We start from the raw sequence: 13,758 nt of genomic DNA, 5'->3' as shown, positions 1-13,758 counted from the left end.
CCGGTTTATTTGGGGAGGTCGCCGTGCATCACATCACTCAGTCGGGTCTTCATTTCGAACGTCATAAATCGTTCACACTGAACACTTTCGGCACCATGACGGGGAGCTTCCCCAGCGAGGCGATGAACGGATGACCACCGTCACTCAGACTCCGAACCGCATGCTGCCCTCAACGGCGACAGCAACGGCGGTCAAGCAGCCAGCGGCCCCGCACCGCTCAGCACAGGCAACTCAGGCCGCATCCGCCACTGCCACCGCAACTCAGGTCGCTCCACCCGCACCGGCACGAGCGGCATCCCCGACAACTCGAGCACCCGCTGCGACGACCTCGACCCGTCAGACATCCACGTCGTCTGGCCCCCACTACACGCGCGCGTCAACCGATGCATTCGGCGACTACCTGCGCCGGATCGGCAAGGGGCATCTGCTCTCAGCCGAAGAAGAGGTCGAACTCGCCCGACGCATCGAGGTCGGTTTGTTTGCCGCCGAGCGCCTGGCCAAGGCCCCCGACGTGATCGCCCCGGAGCAGGCACGCGAGCTGGCCTGGCTCGCGCACGACGGCGAGCGGGCGAAGAACGACTTCATCGAGTCGAACCTGCGCCTTGTCGTGAGCATTGCCAAGCACTACTCCGGTCGCGGGGTGCCCATCATGGATCTCGTGCAAGACGGCAACATCGGTCTCGTTCGCGCTGTCGAGAAGTATGACTTCATGACCGGGTTCAAGTTCTCGACGTACGCCACCTGGTGGATCCGCCAGGCCATTCATCGCGGCATGGCCGACAAGTCGCGCATGATTCGCATCCCCGTGCACACGGCGGAGAAACTCAACAAGATCAAGCGCATCCGCCGCGACCTGACCAGCGCACTCGACCGGGAGCCCACCGAGAAGGAGATCGCCGAAGCGGCGCAGATACCGCCGCGCGAAGTCGCCCGGCTCCTGCTCTACGACAATGAACCCATCTCGCTGCATGCCCCCGTGGGCGACGGGGTCGGCGACATCGCCGAACTGATCATCGACGATGACCTGCCTCAGCCCGATGAGTACGCGACGATCACGCTGCGAGCGGCAGACATCGCCTTCTATCTCGAGGCGCTCCCCGCTCGGGAACGGTCCATCCTGCGAGCCCGGTTCGGTCTCGACGGCGACGAGCCGCATACCCTCGACCAGATCGCCCTCGTCGAAGGCGTCACCCGCGAGCGCGTGCGGCAGATCGAAAAGCGGGCGCTCGCCCTCCTCCACGTACCAAGGCTCGAGCGTTACTTGAGGGATTAACACTTTTTGCTCGCGTATTGGCTTCGATACGGCGTAGGGTCTCAGCTACCCGTATCGATGGAGTGATTCAATGGGAAAACTCACCTATGATTCCACGCTGACCGCTGACTTCGACGACCGAGTGCTGGCCCATATCCAGGTCGTCATCGGAGCAAAATTACGTCGGGGCGAGTCGTTCTACTTCAGTTGGCGCGACGAGCCCCAGTCCGGTGAAGGCCGCAGCACCGTCTGGCTGAACCCGGGCATTCCGCTCGCCTTCAAGTACTTCGGCGGGCGGGCACCGTCGCTCAACCGCACCTGGATCGAGGCGCTGATGGTGACAGCGAACTCTTCGGGTGGGTTGCAGATTGTGCCGGAGCCGCCGAACCACAACGGCGACAGCAAGGGCTGAGAACGGCCGGTGGGCCATAGCTGGCGACCTGCCTCCAGGCACTGAGCTGGCGAACTGCAGAATATTGCCCGCCTGCCCGGTCACCTGCGGTGCCAGACTGAAAGCATGCTGCCCTCTCTGAACGATCTGCTCGGCACCGCACGCGTCGTGTCTCTGCCGCTGGTGACCCGCTTCCGCGGGATCGATACCCGGGAGGCGCTGCTGCTCGAAGGACCAGAGGGCTGGACCGAGTTCTCGCCCTTCGTCGAATACGACGACGCCGAGTCCGCCGCCTGGCTGTGGGCGGCGATCGAATTCGGCTGGCAGCCGACCCCGGCCGCCCGGCGCGACCGCATTCTGGTCAACGCCACGGTGCCGGCCGTCGAACCGGCGGCGGTTGCCGGCGTGCTCGCCCGCTTTCCGGGATGCCGCACCGCGAAGGTGAAGGTCGCCAGCCCCGGGCAGACCCTGGCGGAGGACGTGGCGCGGGTGCGGGAGGTACGCACGGTACTCGGCCCGGAAGGGCGCATCCGGATCGACGCCAACGGGCTCTGGAACCTCGACGAGGCCGAACATGCGATCCATGCGCTGGCCGAGTTCGACCTCGAGTATGTCGAGCAGCCGTGCGCAAGCATCGACGAACTCGCCGAAATTCGCCGTCGCACCCACTACCTGACCGTGCCGATCGCCGCCGACGAGAGCGTGCGTCGAAGCGACGACCCGTTGGCTGTTGCTCGGGCGGGCGCTGCCGACATCCTGGTGCTGAAGGCTCAACCGCAGGGAGGCATCCGCGCCGCGTTGTCGGTCAGCCAGCAGACCGGGCTTCCCATTGTTGTGTCCAGTGCGCTCGACACCTCAGTCGGCATCGCGATGGGCGCCTACCTGGCCGCCGCGTTGCCCGAACTTGAGTTCGACTGCGGGCTCGGCACCGCCTCGCTGCTGGCCGCCGACGTCACCGCATCACCGTTGGTGCCGGTGGACGGCGGCATTCCGGTGCAGCGCGTGGTGCCGGATGCGGCGCTGCTCGACCGCCATGCGGCATCCGCTGACCGTCGTGAGTGGTGGCTCGAACGGCTGTCCCGGGTCTACGAGGTCGTCGCCGACTAGTGCCGTCGCCCCTACCCATCCCGGGTAGTCGAGCGCGTTCCGGTGGTCGAGCTTGTCGAGACCCAGTGAGCCGATCTCGAGACCAGGTCGCCCGATCTCGACAGGCTCGATCAACGGGCTTTCTACAGCCCCGAGTACGCGTGCAGGCCCTTGAAGAAGACGTTCACGATACCGAAGTTGAACATCACCGCGGAGAAACCGATGATGGCCAGCCATGCCGACCGCGAGCCGCGCCAGCCGCGGGTGGCCCGGGCGTGGATGTAACCGGCATAGATGACCCAGATGATGAAGGTCCAGACTTCCTTGGTGTCCCAACCCCAGTACCGGCCCCAGGCCGCTTCGGCCCAGATCGAGCCGGCCATCAGGGTGAAGGTCCAGAGGATGAAGCCGACGATGTTCGTGCGGTAGGAGAGATTCTCCAGCGTCGTCGCCGACGGCAGCGTCGAGAGGAACTTCAGGCCGGCCGGCTTGGCCTCGGCAAGGCGGGCCTCACGACGGGACTGCAGCAGCTGTACGACCGACAGCGCAAAGCCGAGCGCGAAGAATCCGGTGCCGAGTGTGGCGACGAACACGTGGATCACGAGCCACGCCGACTGCAGTGCCGGCGGCAGTGGCGCGATCTCAACGTAGTAATTCAGCGACGCGATCCCGAGGAGCACGAGCACCAGACCGGTGACGAAGGTGCCGAGAAAGCGCAGGTCGACCCGGGTCAAGACGAGCAGAAAAACGCCCATGATGATGAGCGTGCCGGTCATCGCGAACTCGTACATGTTGGCCCACGGAACGCGCTCGGCCGCGATTCCGCGCATCACGGTGGCGGCGAGGTGCAGCAACCAGGCGAGCACGGTGAGCGAGACACCGATCCGCAGGCTCTTCGAACGGGCGTACGGCGTCGACGCGTCGTTCTCCATGCGTGCGCTCAGTCGGGTCAGAGTCGCGACGCCGCCTGCTGCGGAGGCCTGCGCCGACGCTGTGCCTGAGGCGGTTGACGCTGCCGCGGCCTCGGCCGCATCCACCGCCGACCCGCGCCGGGCGAGGTCGATCGCAAATGCGATGAAGGCCATCGCGTACACGGCCATGGCCGAGTAGAGGCAGAACACAGAGAGATCGTTGAGATTCACGAAGTAAGCCTAAGTCTGATCGGATGCGGTGGCGAGCGGAGTTGTGGCAGAAAGCTGGGCGCTGTGCTTGTCGGCGAGCGAGGCGACGGCCCCCTCGAGGGTCGGATCCTCCCCGCGAGCCAGGCCCGCGTACTCGAGGCGCAGCGTGCCGTCCTCGTTCGGGATCGCCTTCACCCAGACACGCCGACGCGGCACGAAGAGGGAGGTGAGCAGCCCGGCGAGCACGAGGATGGCGAAGAGCAACACCCAGCCCTGGGTCGGGTCGCGGTGAATGTCGAACGAGGCGAAGCGCAGCACCGTGCCGGAGAAGTCGCCGGCCTTGGCGTTCGGGCTCTCGTTTTCGAGGGTGACCGAGCCGAGTCCGTTCGGCAGTTGCTGCGACTCGCCGGGCTTGAGCTCGATCGAGTCGACCCCAGTCTTGCCGCCGGTCAGCTGGGTGAGCTTGTCGGTGTCGAGCGTGTAGACGGATGTCGGGACACCGCCGTCGAGGCCGAGGTCACCGGAGTAGACGTTGAGGGTGAGCATCGGGTACTCGAGCCCGGGGAACGATGAGTAGTACGCGCCGGTCGATGACTTGTCCTGGGTCGGGTAGAAAAAGCCGATCATGCCGAGCTGCTTCGCCAGGCCGTCGGGAACCTTGACCACACCGACCGAGGTCAGGTTCGCGTCTTGCGGCAGGAACGGGATCGAGTCGGTGAACACGACCTTTCCGGCCGGGTCCTTCACCGTGATCGTCGGGGCGTAGCCATTGCCGAGCAGGTAGATGTCGCTTCCACCGGTGCGCAGCGGGTGGTTGACCTTGACCGAGCCCTGCTCCGTCTCCTGGCCCTTGTGCGTCACTGAGACCTGGGCTTCGAAGTCGATCGGCTGGCCATACGCGCGCAGATTCTGCATCTCGTAGTCGACCGAGAAGTCATCGAGCTTCAGCTTGAACGGTTCGAGGGTGCCCTCGTCGAAGAACCGACCGGGGTTGAACGAATCGAAGGCGCTGACAGTGTTCACGAAGGACTGGCCCTCGACCAGCACCCGCTGACCGGCGAAACCGAAGCCGCTGCCGAAGCCGACGGTGATCAGAATTCCGACAAGAGCCGAATGAAAGACCAGGTTGCCGGTCTCGCGCAGGTAGCCGCGCTCGGCCGAGACCGAGGCCTCGGCGCCGGTGTCGAATCGGGCGACGCGATAGCCGCTGGATTTCAAGAGTGCCTGTGCCGAGTCGATCGCCGCCGAGGCATCCGTGCTGGCCGGGGCCTCACGTGTGGTGAAACCGGCCAGGCGCGACAGGCGCACCGGGGTCTTCGGCGGCTTGGCCCGCAGCGCCTGCAGGTGGTGCTTGGTGCGCGGGATGACGCAACCGATCAGCGAGATGAACAGCAACAGGTAGATGGCCGAGAACCAGGCCGAAGAGTAGACGTCGAACGCCTGAATCTTGTCGAGCGCCGGCGCGAGGTCGGGATTGTCAGCGAAGTACTGGGTGACCCCGTTCGGGTCGGAACTGCGCTGCGGCACGAGCGAACCGGGAACCGCGGCAATCGCGAGCAGCAGCAGCAGGAACAGCGCGGTGCGCATGCTCGTCAGCTGACGCCAGAACCAGCGCAGCCAGCCGACGAAACCGAGTTTCGGCTGGTTGATCGGGTCGCTAGCCGACGCCGGCTTCGAGTCGTAGTGGTCAGATGGCCGGGACATAGCTGCCAATCACTCCTTGCAAGTCGAGGAGCCAGGCATTCCAGACGCCGCTCACCATGAGCACACCGATAACGATGAGAAAGAGGCCACCGATAAGGTTGACCGCACGTATATGCCGCTTGAGGAATGCGACGGCGCCGGTCATCCAGTTGAGGCCGAGGGCGATCAGCAGAAACGGGATGCCGAGGCCGAGTGCGTAGAACAGGGCCAGCAGCCCACCCTGCCAGGGCGAACCCGTGGTCAGGCTGAGGGAGTTGATCGCGGTCAGCGTCGGCCCGGTGCAGGGCGTCCAGCCAACGGCGAAGACAGCCCCGAGAATCGGAGCACCGGCCAGTCCCATCCGGGGGCGCCAGGTCGATTTCACGTTGCGCTGCGCGAAGCCGAACTGGCCGACGAAGACCAGGCCCATCAGAATCACGATGACCCCCGCGATGCGGGTGATCAGGTCGCGGTATTGGTTCAGCCAGAATCCGGCGAAGCCGAAGACGACACCGGTCAGCACGAAGACGAGGGTGAAGCCGAGGATGAAGAGGGCTACGCCGAGCAAGAGCCGGTTCTTGCCCGCCCGGTCGCCGAGCCGGGCGCTTGAGCGTCCATCGGTGAAGCCGCCGATGTAGGCGAGGTAGCCGGGGACGAGCGGCAGGATGCACGGTGACGCGAACGAGACGAGACCGGCGAGAAGCGCAACGGGGATCGCCAGGTAGAGCTGTCCGCTGAAAACGATCTCGCCGAAGGGGTTGCCCACGCCTAGTTTCCTTCTGCGATCGTGTCGCTGATGAGGGTGGACAGAATCGAGGGCGAGGTGACCGCCCCGAGGATGCGTGCGGCGACGCGGCCTTCCTTGTCGAGCACGAGTGTCGTCGGCACGGCGTTCGGCGGGATCCGGTCGCTGAAGGCGAGCTGCATGCTGCCGTCGTCCACGTCGATCACCGAGGGGTAGGTGATCTTGTAGGTGTCGTTGAAGGCGATCGCGTTGGCGGCCTGGTCGCGCACGTTCACGCCGAGGAAGCTCGCACCTTTGTCTTCGAACTCGGAGTTCAGCTTCTGCAGGTCCGGGGCTTCCGCGCGGCACGGTGCGCAGCCGGCGTACCAGAAGTTCACGACGACGACCTGGCCGGCGTAGTCGGCGCTCGACACCTCTTCGCTGTGCTCGGTCGTGCCGGAGAAGGTGATGGGCTCGCCCCGGTCGGATTTCGCGATTTCGGTGACGCTGCCGTCGCCGGCGACATAGCCCTTGTTGCTTCCCTCGCGGTACTGCTCGGCCAGCGGGTCGGTCGCGCAGCCGGTCAGCAGCAGGCCGAGAGCGAGCAAGCCGATGGCAGCCCGGGCAATGGTGCCGCGCGTGCGCGGTCGGGCGGCGCTCACACTGCCCCCACGTCGGTGGCGTTCAGCTGCAGCGGCGCGGCCGGGTTGGCGTAGCCGGTCTCAACGAAGCGATCGCCCCGGCGCTCCAGGGTGGTGATGCTCGACAGGTCGCAGCGGCGCTTGCGCGGGTCGTGGGCGAGCCGTTCCCCGGCCAGCGCGCGGTGCACCATCCAGATCGGAAGCTGGTGGCTGACCAGCACGACGTCGCCGTCGTCGACCGACGCCCAGGCGCCGTCGATGGCCGCGAGCATCCGGTCGGCCACCTGCTGAAAGGGTTCGCCCCAGCTCGGCCGCATCGGGTTGACAAGGTACGGCCAGTTGCGGGGCTTGCGGAGTGCCCCGCCAGGGCCGCGCATCCGTGTGCCCTCGAAGTGGTTGGTCGGCTCGATAATGCGTTCATCGGTGTCGATCGGCAGGTTGAACACGGCGGCGAACGGCTGCGCCGATTCCTGGGCACGCTGCAATGGCGAGGCAATCAGGCGGCGTACGGGGCGACCGCGCATCTGCAGGTCGAGAGCCGCAGCCTCAGCCATTTTCAAGCCGAGTTCAGAGAGTCGGTAGTTCGGCAAGCGTCCATAAAGAACGCGTTCTGGGTTGAACACCTCACCATGACGGACAAGATGTACCTGGCTAGCTACCACGGCATCCAGTCTACGTAGCGTAGAGCTTTGAATTTGCCGATAGGAACGCGGGTTCCAAGCAGACAGCTAAACTTGCCCGTGTGACTGAGCGCGTATTGATCAAGAACCTGGCCGCCCTAGAAGATGGACCCGTTTCGGTGTCCGGCTGGGTCGACACCGTGCGTGACCAGAAGAAGGTGCAGTTCGTCGTTCTCCGCGATGAGTCGGGCGCCGTGCAGCTGGTGAACCCGCGCACGACGGATGCCGAGGGCGTCGTCGTCGCCGACGAGCCGGCCACCACGATTTCCGGACTGTCTCAGGGCAGCTTCATCACCGTCACCGGTGAGTTGAAGCACGACGAGCGCGTCAAGCTCGGCGGCATCGAGGTCAAGCTCGCCAGCGTCGAGGTGCTCTCGCACGCCATCCCCGAGACCCCGATCGCCGCGGACTCGAGCCTCGACAAGCGCATGGACTGGCGCTTCCTCGACCTGCGCCACCCGAAGCAGAACCTGATCTTCCGCATTCAGACCACCTTTGAGCACGCGCTGCGCACCTACTGGGTGAACAACGACTTCATCGAGATCCACACCCCCAAGCTCATGGCCTCGGCCAGCGAGTCGCGTGCCGAGCTGTTCGAGGTCGATTACTTCGACACGAAGGCGTACCTCGCGCAGAGCCCGCAGTTCTTCAAGCAGATGTCTCAGGCTGCCGGCTTCGGCAAGGTCTTCGAGATCGGCCCGGCCTTCCGTGCCGACCCCTCGTTCACGAGCCGCCACTCCACCGAGTTCACCAGCATCGACGCCGAGATCAGCTGGATCGACAGCCACGAAGACGTCATGCAGCTGCACGAAGACCTGATGGTCGCCGGGTTCACCGCGGTGAAAGAGAAGCACGGCGACGAGATCAAGGCGCTGTTCGACGTCGAGATCACCGTTCCGACCCAGCCGTTCCCGCGCATCCCGCTGGCCGAGGCCAAAGAGATCGTCAAGTCGCGCGGCTACGAAGTGCCGCGCGAAGACGATGACATGGACCCGGAAGGCGAACGCCAGATCGCGGCCTACGTCAAGGAGACCTTCGACCACGAGTTCGTCTTCTTGACCGACTACGCCTCGAGCATCCGCCCGTTCTACCACATGCGTCACGAGGGTGACGCGAGCCTCACCAACAGCTACGACCTGATCTTCAACGGCGTCGAGATCTCGACCGGCGCCCAGCGCGAGCACCGCATCGACGTGCTGACCGAGCAGGCCCTCGACAAGGGCATGGAGCCGGACGAACTCGAGTTCTACCTCGACTTCTTCCGTTACGGCGTGCCCTCGCACGGTGGATTCGGCATGGGCCTGGCCCGCGTGCTGATGCTGATGCTGCACCAGACGTCGATCCGCGAGGTCACCTACCTCTTCCGCGGCCCGACCCGCCTGCTGCCGTAAGGTCTCACACCTCGCACTACACAAACCGCCCGCTCCGTCACTGACGGGGCGGGCGGTTCTGCGTTGGTCGAGGAGCGCGCGAGCTTGCGAGCACGCGTCTCGAGCTACTGAGCTTGTCGAAGTGACCTCGTGAGCCAATTCTCAGACTCAACCCAGGTTCAGAGGTCGGCTCGCGGGATTTCGAGACGCGGCCGACTCCGTCGGGCGCTCCTCAATCACCGGGACCTGCTAGAGCGCGAAGTCCACGCAGGAACGCTGCGCCACCACCGAGCGGATGTACCCCGCCGCGGTCACATGCTCGGGGTGCACCTGGTAGCGGTCGATCGACTCCACGTCGTCGAAGTCGGCAACCAAGACGACGTCCCAGTTGCCGCCACCGACGACATCCGCGCCGACCCGGAGCGACTGAAGCCCCTCGATCCGACCGACGAGCGCCTCGAGGCTCTCGGCGATGCGAGCGGACTGCTCAACCTTCTCGGCAGGGTCGGTGCTGGCGAGCTGCCAGGAAACAACGTGGCGGATGGTCATCGAACCTCCAAAAGTGCCGCACGCAACCGCAGGGGGTCGATGCGCCAGTAGTTGTGGACCTTGCCGTTGATCAGCAAGACCGGGATGTCTTCAACGTACTGCTCCATCAGCGCCGCGTCGTCGAGAATCGAGAGTTCGTCGAGTTGCACGTCAGGAGCGTTCGGGGTGTCAGCCAATTTCGCGACCACGCTCGTGATCACGTCACGCGCGTCGTCGCAGAGGTGGCAGCCGGGCTTGCCGATCAGGGTGAGATTCGCGGTAGGCATCCTTCAAGCCTAGGTGCGTCGCCGCTGAGCGCCCAATAGAATCGTTCGCACATGCCCGCTCCAGCCTCCTCCCCCGCCATCGCGTTCTTCGACGTCGATAACACGCTGATGCGTGGCGCCAGCCTGTACTACGTGGGAATCGGCGCCTGGCGATGGCGCTTCATCACCGTGCGCGACATCCTGTCGTTCGGCTGGAAGCAGGCCAGGTTCATGGCGGTCGGCGAGAACCGGGCGCACCTCGACAGCGTGCGCGAACGAGCTCTCGAGGTCGTCGTCGGGCATCGTCGTGATGAGCTGATCCGGCTCAGCCAAGAGATTTTCGACACGCGCCTGGTGCAGCGCCTCTGGCCGGAGACCGTTGCCGTTGCCCACGAACACCTGGCCGCTGGACGCGAGGTCTGGCTGATCTCTGCGACGGCTCAGGAAGTGGCCGACGTCATCGCGGCTCGGCTCGGTTTCACCGGAGCGCTCGGCACCGTGCTCGAATCGGTGGAGGGCGTCTTCACCGGCTCATTCTCCGGCCCGGTGATGCACGGCGAGCGCAAGGCGGAGGCGGCGAAGGAGCAGGCGGCACGCAGTGGCGCCGATCTGGCCGATTGCTGGGCCTACTCCGATTCGCACAATGATATTCCGTTGCTGAACCTGGTCGGCCATCCGGTGGTTGTGAATCCGGATGCGACGCTCGGCCGGTATGCCGAGGCACGCGGCTGGCCGGCAATGCGTCTGAAGCCGGCGAGCATCAAGGCTGCGGCCCGCGCGGCCCGCACCGTTCCGTCGCCGACCCCGTCGCCGGCTGCTTCGCCGACATCTTCCCCGGTTTCTTCACCGGTTTCACCCGGAGAAAGCAAAAAGCGCTAGACCCAAGGGCCTAGCGCTCACGCCAGAAGACGGTCGAGACCGATCTACTTCTTGTTGCGACGCTGGTGACGAGTCTTCCGAAGCAGCTTGCGGTGCTTCTTCTTCGCCATGCGCTTGCGTCGCTTCTTAATTACAGAACCCACAAGACCTCACAAGATTTGGTTGAATCGCTAAACTCACGACTGGCACGAAAACCCCATTCTAACCGAAGAATGAGGTGCCTCCTACGCACTCTCCCCGATGGGCCGCTCGATAACCGCTGTGACGGCCGACTCCGGCACCCGAAATGACCGGCCGAACCTGATCGCCGGCAGCTCGCCTGAGTGAACCATCCGGTAGACGGTCATCTTCGAAACCCGCATCATCTCAGCGACTTCGGCCACAGTGAGGAAGCGCACATCGTGCAGGTCACTTTCCATCACTGAGTGCCCCTCGGGTAGTTGGACAACACAGCTCGACCGCTCTGGCCGGGTGTTAGTTCGCTACTCTAAACGCAACTCCGCAGGTCGTCTAGTCGTTCTTGCGCCACTTCTTTGAAGTTGCATCCTTGACGACATGCGTCGTGTCGGCGAATGCCTTGCCGATCGCGGCGGCGAAGGCACGCTGCTCGTCTTTCAGGCCCGCTTCGCTCTCATCGGTGACCAGGTCGGCGTTCTGATCGAAATCAACGCTGAGGAACGGGATCAACCAGTCCTCAATCACTTCAAGCGGGGAGTAGTCGAGGTGGTAGTACCGGTGCTGGCCCTCTTCACGCACGGCGACCAGTCCGGCTTCGCGCAACACTTTGAGGTGCTTCGACACCGTGGGCTGGCTGAGGCCGAGCGCGCCGACGATGTCAGACACGCTGAGCTCCCCTGCATCAGTTGACTGGTTGTAGCGTTCGAGGAGAATACGCAGGATGTCCCGCCGGGTCGAGTCCGCTACCACGTCAAAGATGTCTGCCATTGCACCAGGCTACTCATTCCCGAACGGTAGTACCATGACAAGTCGTCGACGATCGCAGGGAAAACGAGGGTTTCAGTGCAGAGGAAAGCCTCTGGGGCGCTCGCCCCGGTGCACCAGACTCCCTGGTACCTGCGCATCCGCGACATCATCGACGGGCTGGTCAGATCGTCGCCGTCACGGTTTGCGATCCTGGTGTTCGCGTCGTTGATCCTTCTCTTCACCCTGCTGTTCTCCCTGCCGATCGCCTCGGCCACCGGCACGATGACCGCCCTGCACGACGCGGTCTTCACCGCCGTGTCGGTCATTTGCGTCACCGGCCTGTCGACCGTCGACATGGCGACGCATTGGTCGCCATTTGGAAACGCCCTCGTCTACATCGGCGTGAACATCGGTGGCGTCGGCGTGCTCACCCTGGCCTCGATCATGGGCATGGTGATCTCCCGCCGGCTAGGCCTCCGCGCCAAGCTGCTGGCGGCGAGTGACACGAACCCCTCGCGCATCCACGTCGGCCCGGTCAACGAGGGCCAGGCGGTGCGCCTCGGCGAGGTCGGCAACCTGCTGCTCACCGTCGCCATCAGCGCCCTCGTCATCGAGGGCGTCATCGCGGCATTGCTCTTTCCACGGATGCTGATCGACGGCGTCGCCTTCGGTGAGGCGCTCTGGCAGAGCCTCTATTACTCAGCGATGGCGTTCACGAACACCGGTTTCAGCCCGAACCCGGCTGGCTTGGCCCCGTTCGCCAACGACTACTGGTTTCTCGGCGCCCTCATGCTCGGGGTGTTTCTCGGCAGCCTCGGATTCCCGGTGATCTACGCGTTCGCCCGCGGCTGGCGCAAACCTCGCCGCTGGTCGGTGCACGTGAAGATGACCCTGATGACCACGATCATCCTGATGTTCGCCGGGATGCTGCTTTACATCATTCTCGAATTCGATAACCCCGAGACGTTCGGCGGGCTCGGCGCCGGCGACACGATGTTCCAATCGCTGTTCATGTCGGTGATGACACGCTCGGGCGGTTTCGCGACGATCGACATCAACGAATTGCATGGCTCGAGTCTGCTTGTCAGCGGCATGCTCATGTTCATCGGCGGCGGTTCGGCTTCCACCGCCGGCGGCATCAAGGTCACCACTCTGGCCGTGCTCTTCCTCGCCGCATTTGCGGAGGCCAGAGGACGCGAGAGCATGGAGGCGTTCGGACGTCGCATCCCGCGCGACATGCTGCGCCTGGCCGTGGCGGTCGTGCTCTGGGGAGCGACGACCGTCGCGGTCTCCAGCATCCTCATCCTGCAGATCACGAAGGCACCGCTCGACATGGTGCTCTTCGATGTGATCTCGGCGTTCGCCACCTGCGGCCTGTCGACCGGCCTCACCCAGGAGCTACCGCCGGAGGGCGTCTACGTGCTCGCTGCCACCATGTTCATGGGGCGGGTTGGTACAGTGACACTCGCCGCAGCGCTGGCCGCCAACCAGAGCAGGCAACTTTTCAAACGCCCCGAAGAAAGGCCAATCGTTGGTTGATCGGATCAAGCACGACGCACCTGTACTTGTGATCGGCCTCGGCCGATTCGGTGCGGCAACGGCGGGCAAACTCGACCGGCTCGGGCGCGAGGTGCTGGTCGTCGACTCCAGCGAAGCGCTCGTGCAGAAGTGGTCGGAGCGCGTCACACACGCGGTGCAGGCCGATGCCAAGTCGATCGACGCGCTGCGTCAGATCGGCGCCCAAGACTTTCAGATCGCCGTTTGCGCCGTCGGGTCCTCGGTCGAAGCCAGCGTGCTGATTGTGGCGAACCTGGTCGACCTCAAGGTTCCCCAGATCTGGGCCAAAGCCATCTCGCAGTCGCACGGCAAGATTCTCGAGCGCATCGGCGCCAACCACGTGATCTATCCGGAGGCTGAGGCCGGCGAACGCGTCGCCCACCTGGTGTCGGGGCGGATGCTGGACTTCATCGAGTTCGACGATGACTTCGCGCTCGTCAAGATGTACCCGCCGAAGGTGATCCGCGGCCTCCCGCTCGCCGAATCGGGCGTGCGCACCAAACACCGGATCACGGTCGTCGGTGTCAAGAGCCCCGGCAAGCCGTTCACGTATGCCACGGCCGAGACGGTCGTCTCGAACCACGACCTGATCATTGTGTCGGGCACCGAGGGCGACATCGAGAAGTTCGCGGCGCTCGGCCCGTAGTTTTCACCTC

General features: G+C 64.6%; 17 protein-coding genes. 7 read left to right on the top strand and 10 right to left on the bottom strand.

Annotation, left to right across the window (positions count from 1 at the left end):
• Positions 1–130: 130 nt before the first annotated feature.
• The 3 genes from AB4Y63_RS02880 to AB4Y63_RS02870 all read left to right on the top strand — a co-directional run bounded on the left by AB4Y63_RS02880 (position 131) and on the right by AB4Y63_RS02870 (position 2,750).
• Positions 131–1,273: a sigma-70 family RNA polymerase sigma factor gene (locus tag AB4Y63_RS02880; RefSeq protein ID WP_441789529.1), complete on the top strand. Its 1,143-nt coding sequence runs from the start codon at positions 131–133 to the stop codon at positions 1,271–1,273.
• 70 nt (positions 1,274–1,343) lie between these two features.
• Positions 1,344–1,664, top strand: coding sequence for a DUF7882 family protein (locus AB4Y63_RS02875; protein WP_441789528.1), 321 nt, complete (start codon positions 1,344–1,346; stop codon positions 1,662–1,664).
• Positions 1,665–1,769: 105 nt separating this feature from the next.
• Positions 1,770–2,750 carry an o-succinylbenzoate synthase gene (locus AB4Y63_RS02870; RefSeq protein ID WP_441789527.1) on the top strand — a complete coding sequence of 327 codons (981 nt, stop codon included), beginning with the start codon at positions 1,770–1,772 and terminating at the stop codon, positions 2,748–2,750.
• Between the two features lie 122 nt (positions 2,751–2,872).
• Here AB4Y63_RS02870 and ccsB read toward each other — a convergent pair whose 3' ends face one another.
• Genes ccsB through AB4Y63_RS02845 form a run of 5 tightly spaced genes read right to left on the bottom strand, consistent with a single transcriptional unit; the run spans position 2,873 to position 7,560 of the window.
• Entirely contained in the window at positions 2,873–3,829 is a 957-nt protein-coding gene (gene ccsB, locus AB4Y63_RS02865; protein WP_441789640.1) for a c-type cytochrome biogenesis protein CcsB, read from the bottom strand.
• 51 nt (positions 3,830–3,880) lie between these two features.
• Positions 3,881–5,554: a cytochrome c biogenesis protein ResB gene (gene resB, locus AB4Y63_RS02860; protein WP_441789526.1), complete on the bottom strand. Its 1,674-nt coding sequence runs from the start codon at positions 5,552–5,554 to the stop codon at positions 3,881–3,883.
• Positions 5,538–6,299 carry a cytochrome c biogenesis CcdA family protein gene (locus AB4Y63_RS02855; RefSeq protein ID WP_441789525.1) on the bottom strand — a complete coding sequence of 254 codons (762 nt, stop codon included), beginning with the start codon at positions 6,297–6,299 and terminating at the stop codon, positions 5,538–5,540. The genes resB and AB4Y63_RS02855 overlap by 17 nt, the downstream gene beginning before the upstream one ends.
• Positions 6,300–6,301: 2 nt before the next feature.
• Positions 6,302–6,919, bottom strand: coding sequence for a TlpA family protein disulfide reductase (locus AB4Y63_RS02850; RefSeq protein WP_441789524.1), 618 nt, complete (start codon positions 6,917–6,919; stop codon positions 6,302–6,304).
• A complete protein-coding gene (locus AB4Y63_RS02845) occupies positions 6,916–7,560 on the bottom strand; it encodes a histidine phosphatase family protein (RefSeq protein WP_441789523.1) in 645 nt (214 codons plus the stop codon). Before AB4Y63_RS02845 ends, AB4Y63_RS02850 begins: the two co-directional genes overlap by 4 nt.
• Positions 7,561–7,640: 80 nt before the next feature.
• On the opposite strand from AB4Y63_RS02845, the gene aspS reads away from it, so the two are divergent.
• A complete protein-coding gene (gene aspS, locus AB4Y63_RS02840; RefSeq protein WP_441789522.1) occupies positions 7,641–8,969 on the top strand; it encodes an aspartate--tRNA(Asn) ligase in 1,329 nt (442 codons plus the stop codon).
• A gap of 228 nt (positions 8,970–9,197) precedes the next feature.
• On the opposite strand, the gene AB4Y63_RS02835 is transcribed toward aspS, so the two are convergent.
• Together AB4Y63_RS02835 and AB4Y63_RS02830 are read right to left on the bottom strand one after the other, a co-directional pair.
• Complete coding sequence (locus AB4Y63_RS02835; RefSeq protein WP_441789521.1) at positions 9,198–9,497, bottom strand: Dabb family protein; 300 nt, start codon at positions 9,495–9,497, stop codon at positions 9,198–9,200.
• Positions 9,494–9,763, bottom strand: coding sequence for a glutaredoxin family protein (locus tag AB4Y63_RS02830; RefSeq protein WP_441789520.1), 270 nt, complete (start codon positions 9,761–9,763; stop codon positions 9,494–9,496). The genes AB4Y63_RS02835 and AB4Y63_RS02830 overlap by 4 nt, the downstream gene beginning before the upstream one ends.
• Positions 9,764–9,814: 51 nt before the next feature.
• On the opposite strand from AB4Y63_RS02830, the gene AB4Y63_RS02825 reads away from it, so the two are divergent.
• Positions 9,815–10,621 carry an HAD family hydrolase gene (locus AB4Y63_RS02825; protein WP_441789519.1) on the top strand — a complete coding sequence of 269 codons (807 nt, stop codon included), beginning with the start codon at positions 9,815–9,817 and terminating at the stop codon, positions 10,619–10,621.
• A 44-nt stretch (positions 10,622–10,665) separates the two neighbouring features.
• Here the strand turns inward: AB4Y63_RS02825 and AB4Y63_RS02820 are convergent, their stop codons facing one another.
• From AB4Y63_RS02820 to AB4Y63_RS02810, 3 genes are all read right to left on the bottom strand, one after another.
• Positions 10,666–10,764, bottom strand: a complete 99-nt coding sequence (locus AB4Y63_RS02820; protein ID WP_003792170.1) for a 30S ribosomal protein bS22 — start codon at positions 10,762–10,764, stop codon at positions 10,666–10,668.
• A gap of 81 nt (positions 10,765–10,845) precedes the next feature.
• Positions 10,846–11,040: a helix-turn-helix domain-containing protein gene (locus AB4Y63_RS02815; protein WP_441789639.1), complete on the bottom strand. Its 195-nt coding sequence runs from the start codon at positions 11,038–11,040 to the stop codon at positions 10,846–10,848.
• A gap of 91 nt (positions 11,041–11,131) precedes the next feature.
• Positions 11,132–11,566, bottom strand: a complete 435-nt coding sequence (locus AB4Y63_RS02810) for an ArsR/SmtB family transcription factor (RefSeq protein WP_441789518.1) — start codon at positions 11,564–11,566, stop codon at positions 11,132–11,134.
• 108 nt (positions 11,567–11,674) lie between these two features.
• Here AB4Y63_RS02810 and AB4Y63_RS02805 point away from each other — a divergent pair, with 108 nt between their 5' ends.
• Together AB4Y63_RS02805 and AB4Y63_RS02800 are read left to right on the top strand one after the other, a co-directional pair.
• Positions 11,675–13,084 carry a TrkH family potassium uptake protein gene (locus AB4Y63_RS02805; protein ID WP_441789638.1) on the top strand — a complete coding sequence of 470 codons (1,410 nt, stop codon included), beginning with the start codon at positions 11,675–11,677 and terminating at the stop codon, positions 13,082–13,084.
• Complete coding sequence (locus AB4Y63_RS02800; RefSeq protein WP_441789517.1) at positions 13,077–13,748, top strand: potassium channel family protein; 672 nt, start codon at positions 13,077–13,079, stop codon at positions 13,746–13,748. Before AB4Y63_RS02805 ends, AB4Y63_RS02800 begins: the two co-directional genes overlap by 8 nt.
• Positions 13,749–13,758 lie beyond the last annotated feature (10 nt).

The organism is Leifsonia sp. YAF41 (assembly GCF_052113185.1).
Lineage (GTDB): Bacteria > Actinomycetota > Actinomycetes > Actinomycetales > Microbacteriaceae > Cryobacterium.
Note: the sequence above shows the minus strand (reverse complement) of the source record. Positions and strands in the feature narration are given on the sequence as shown.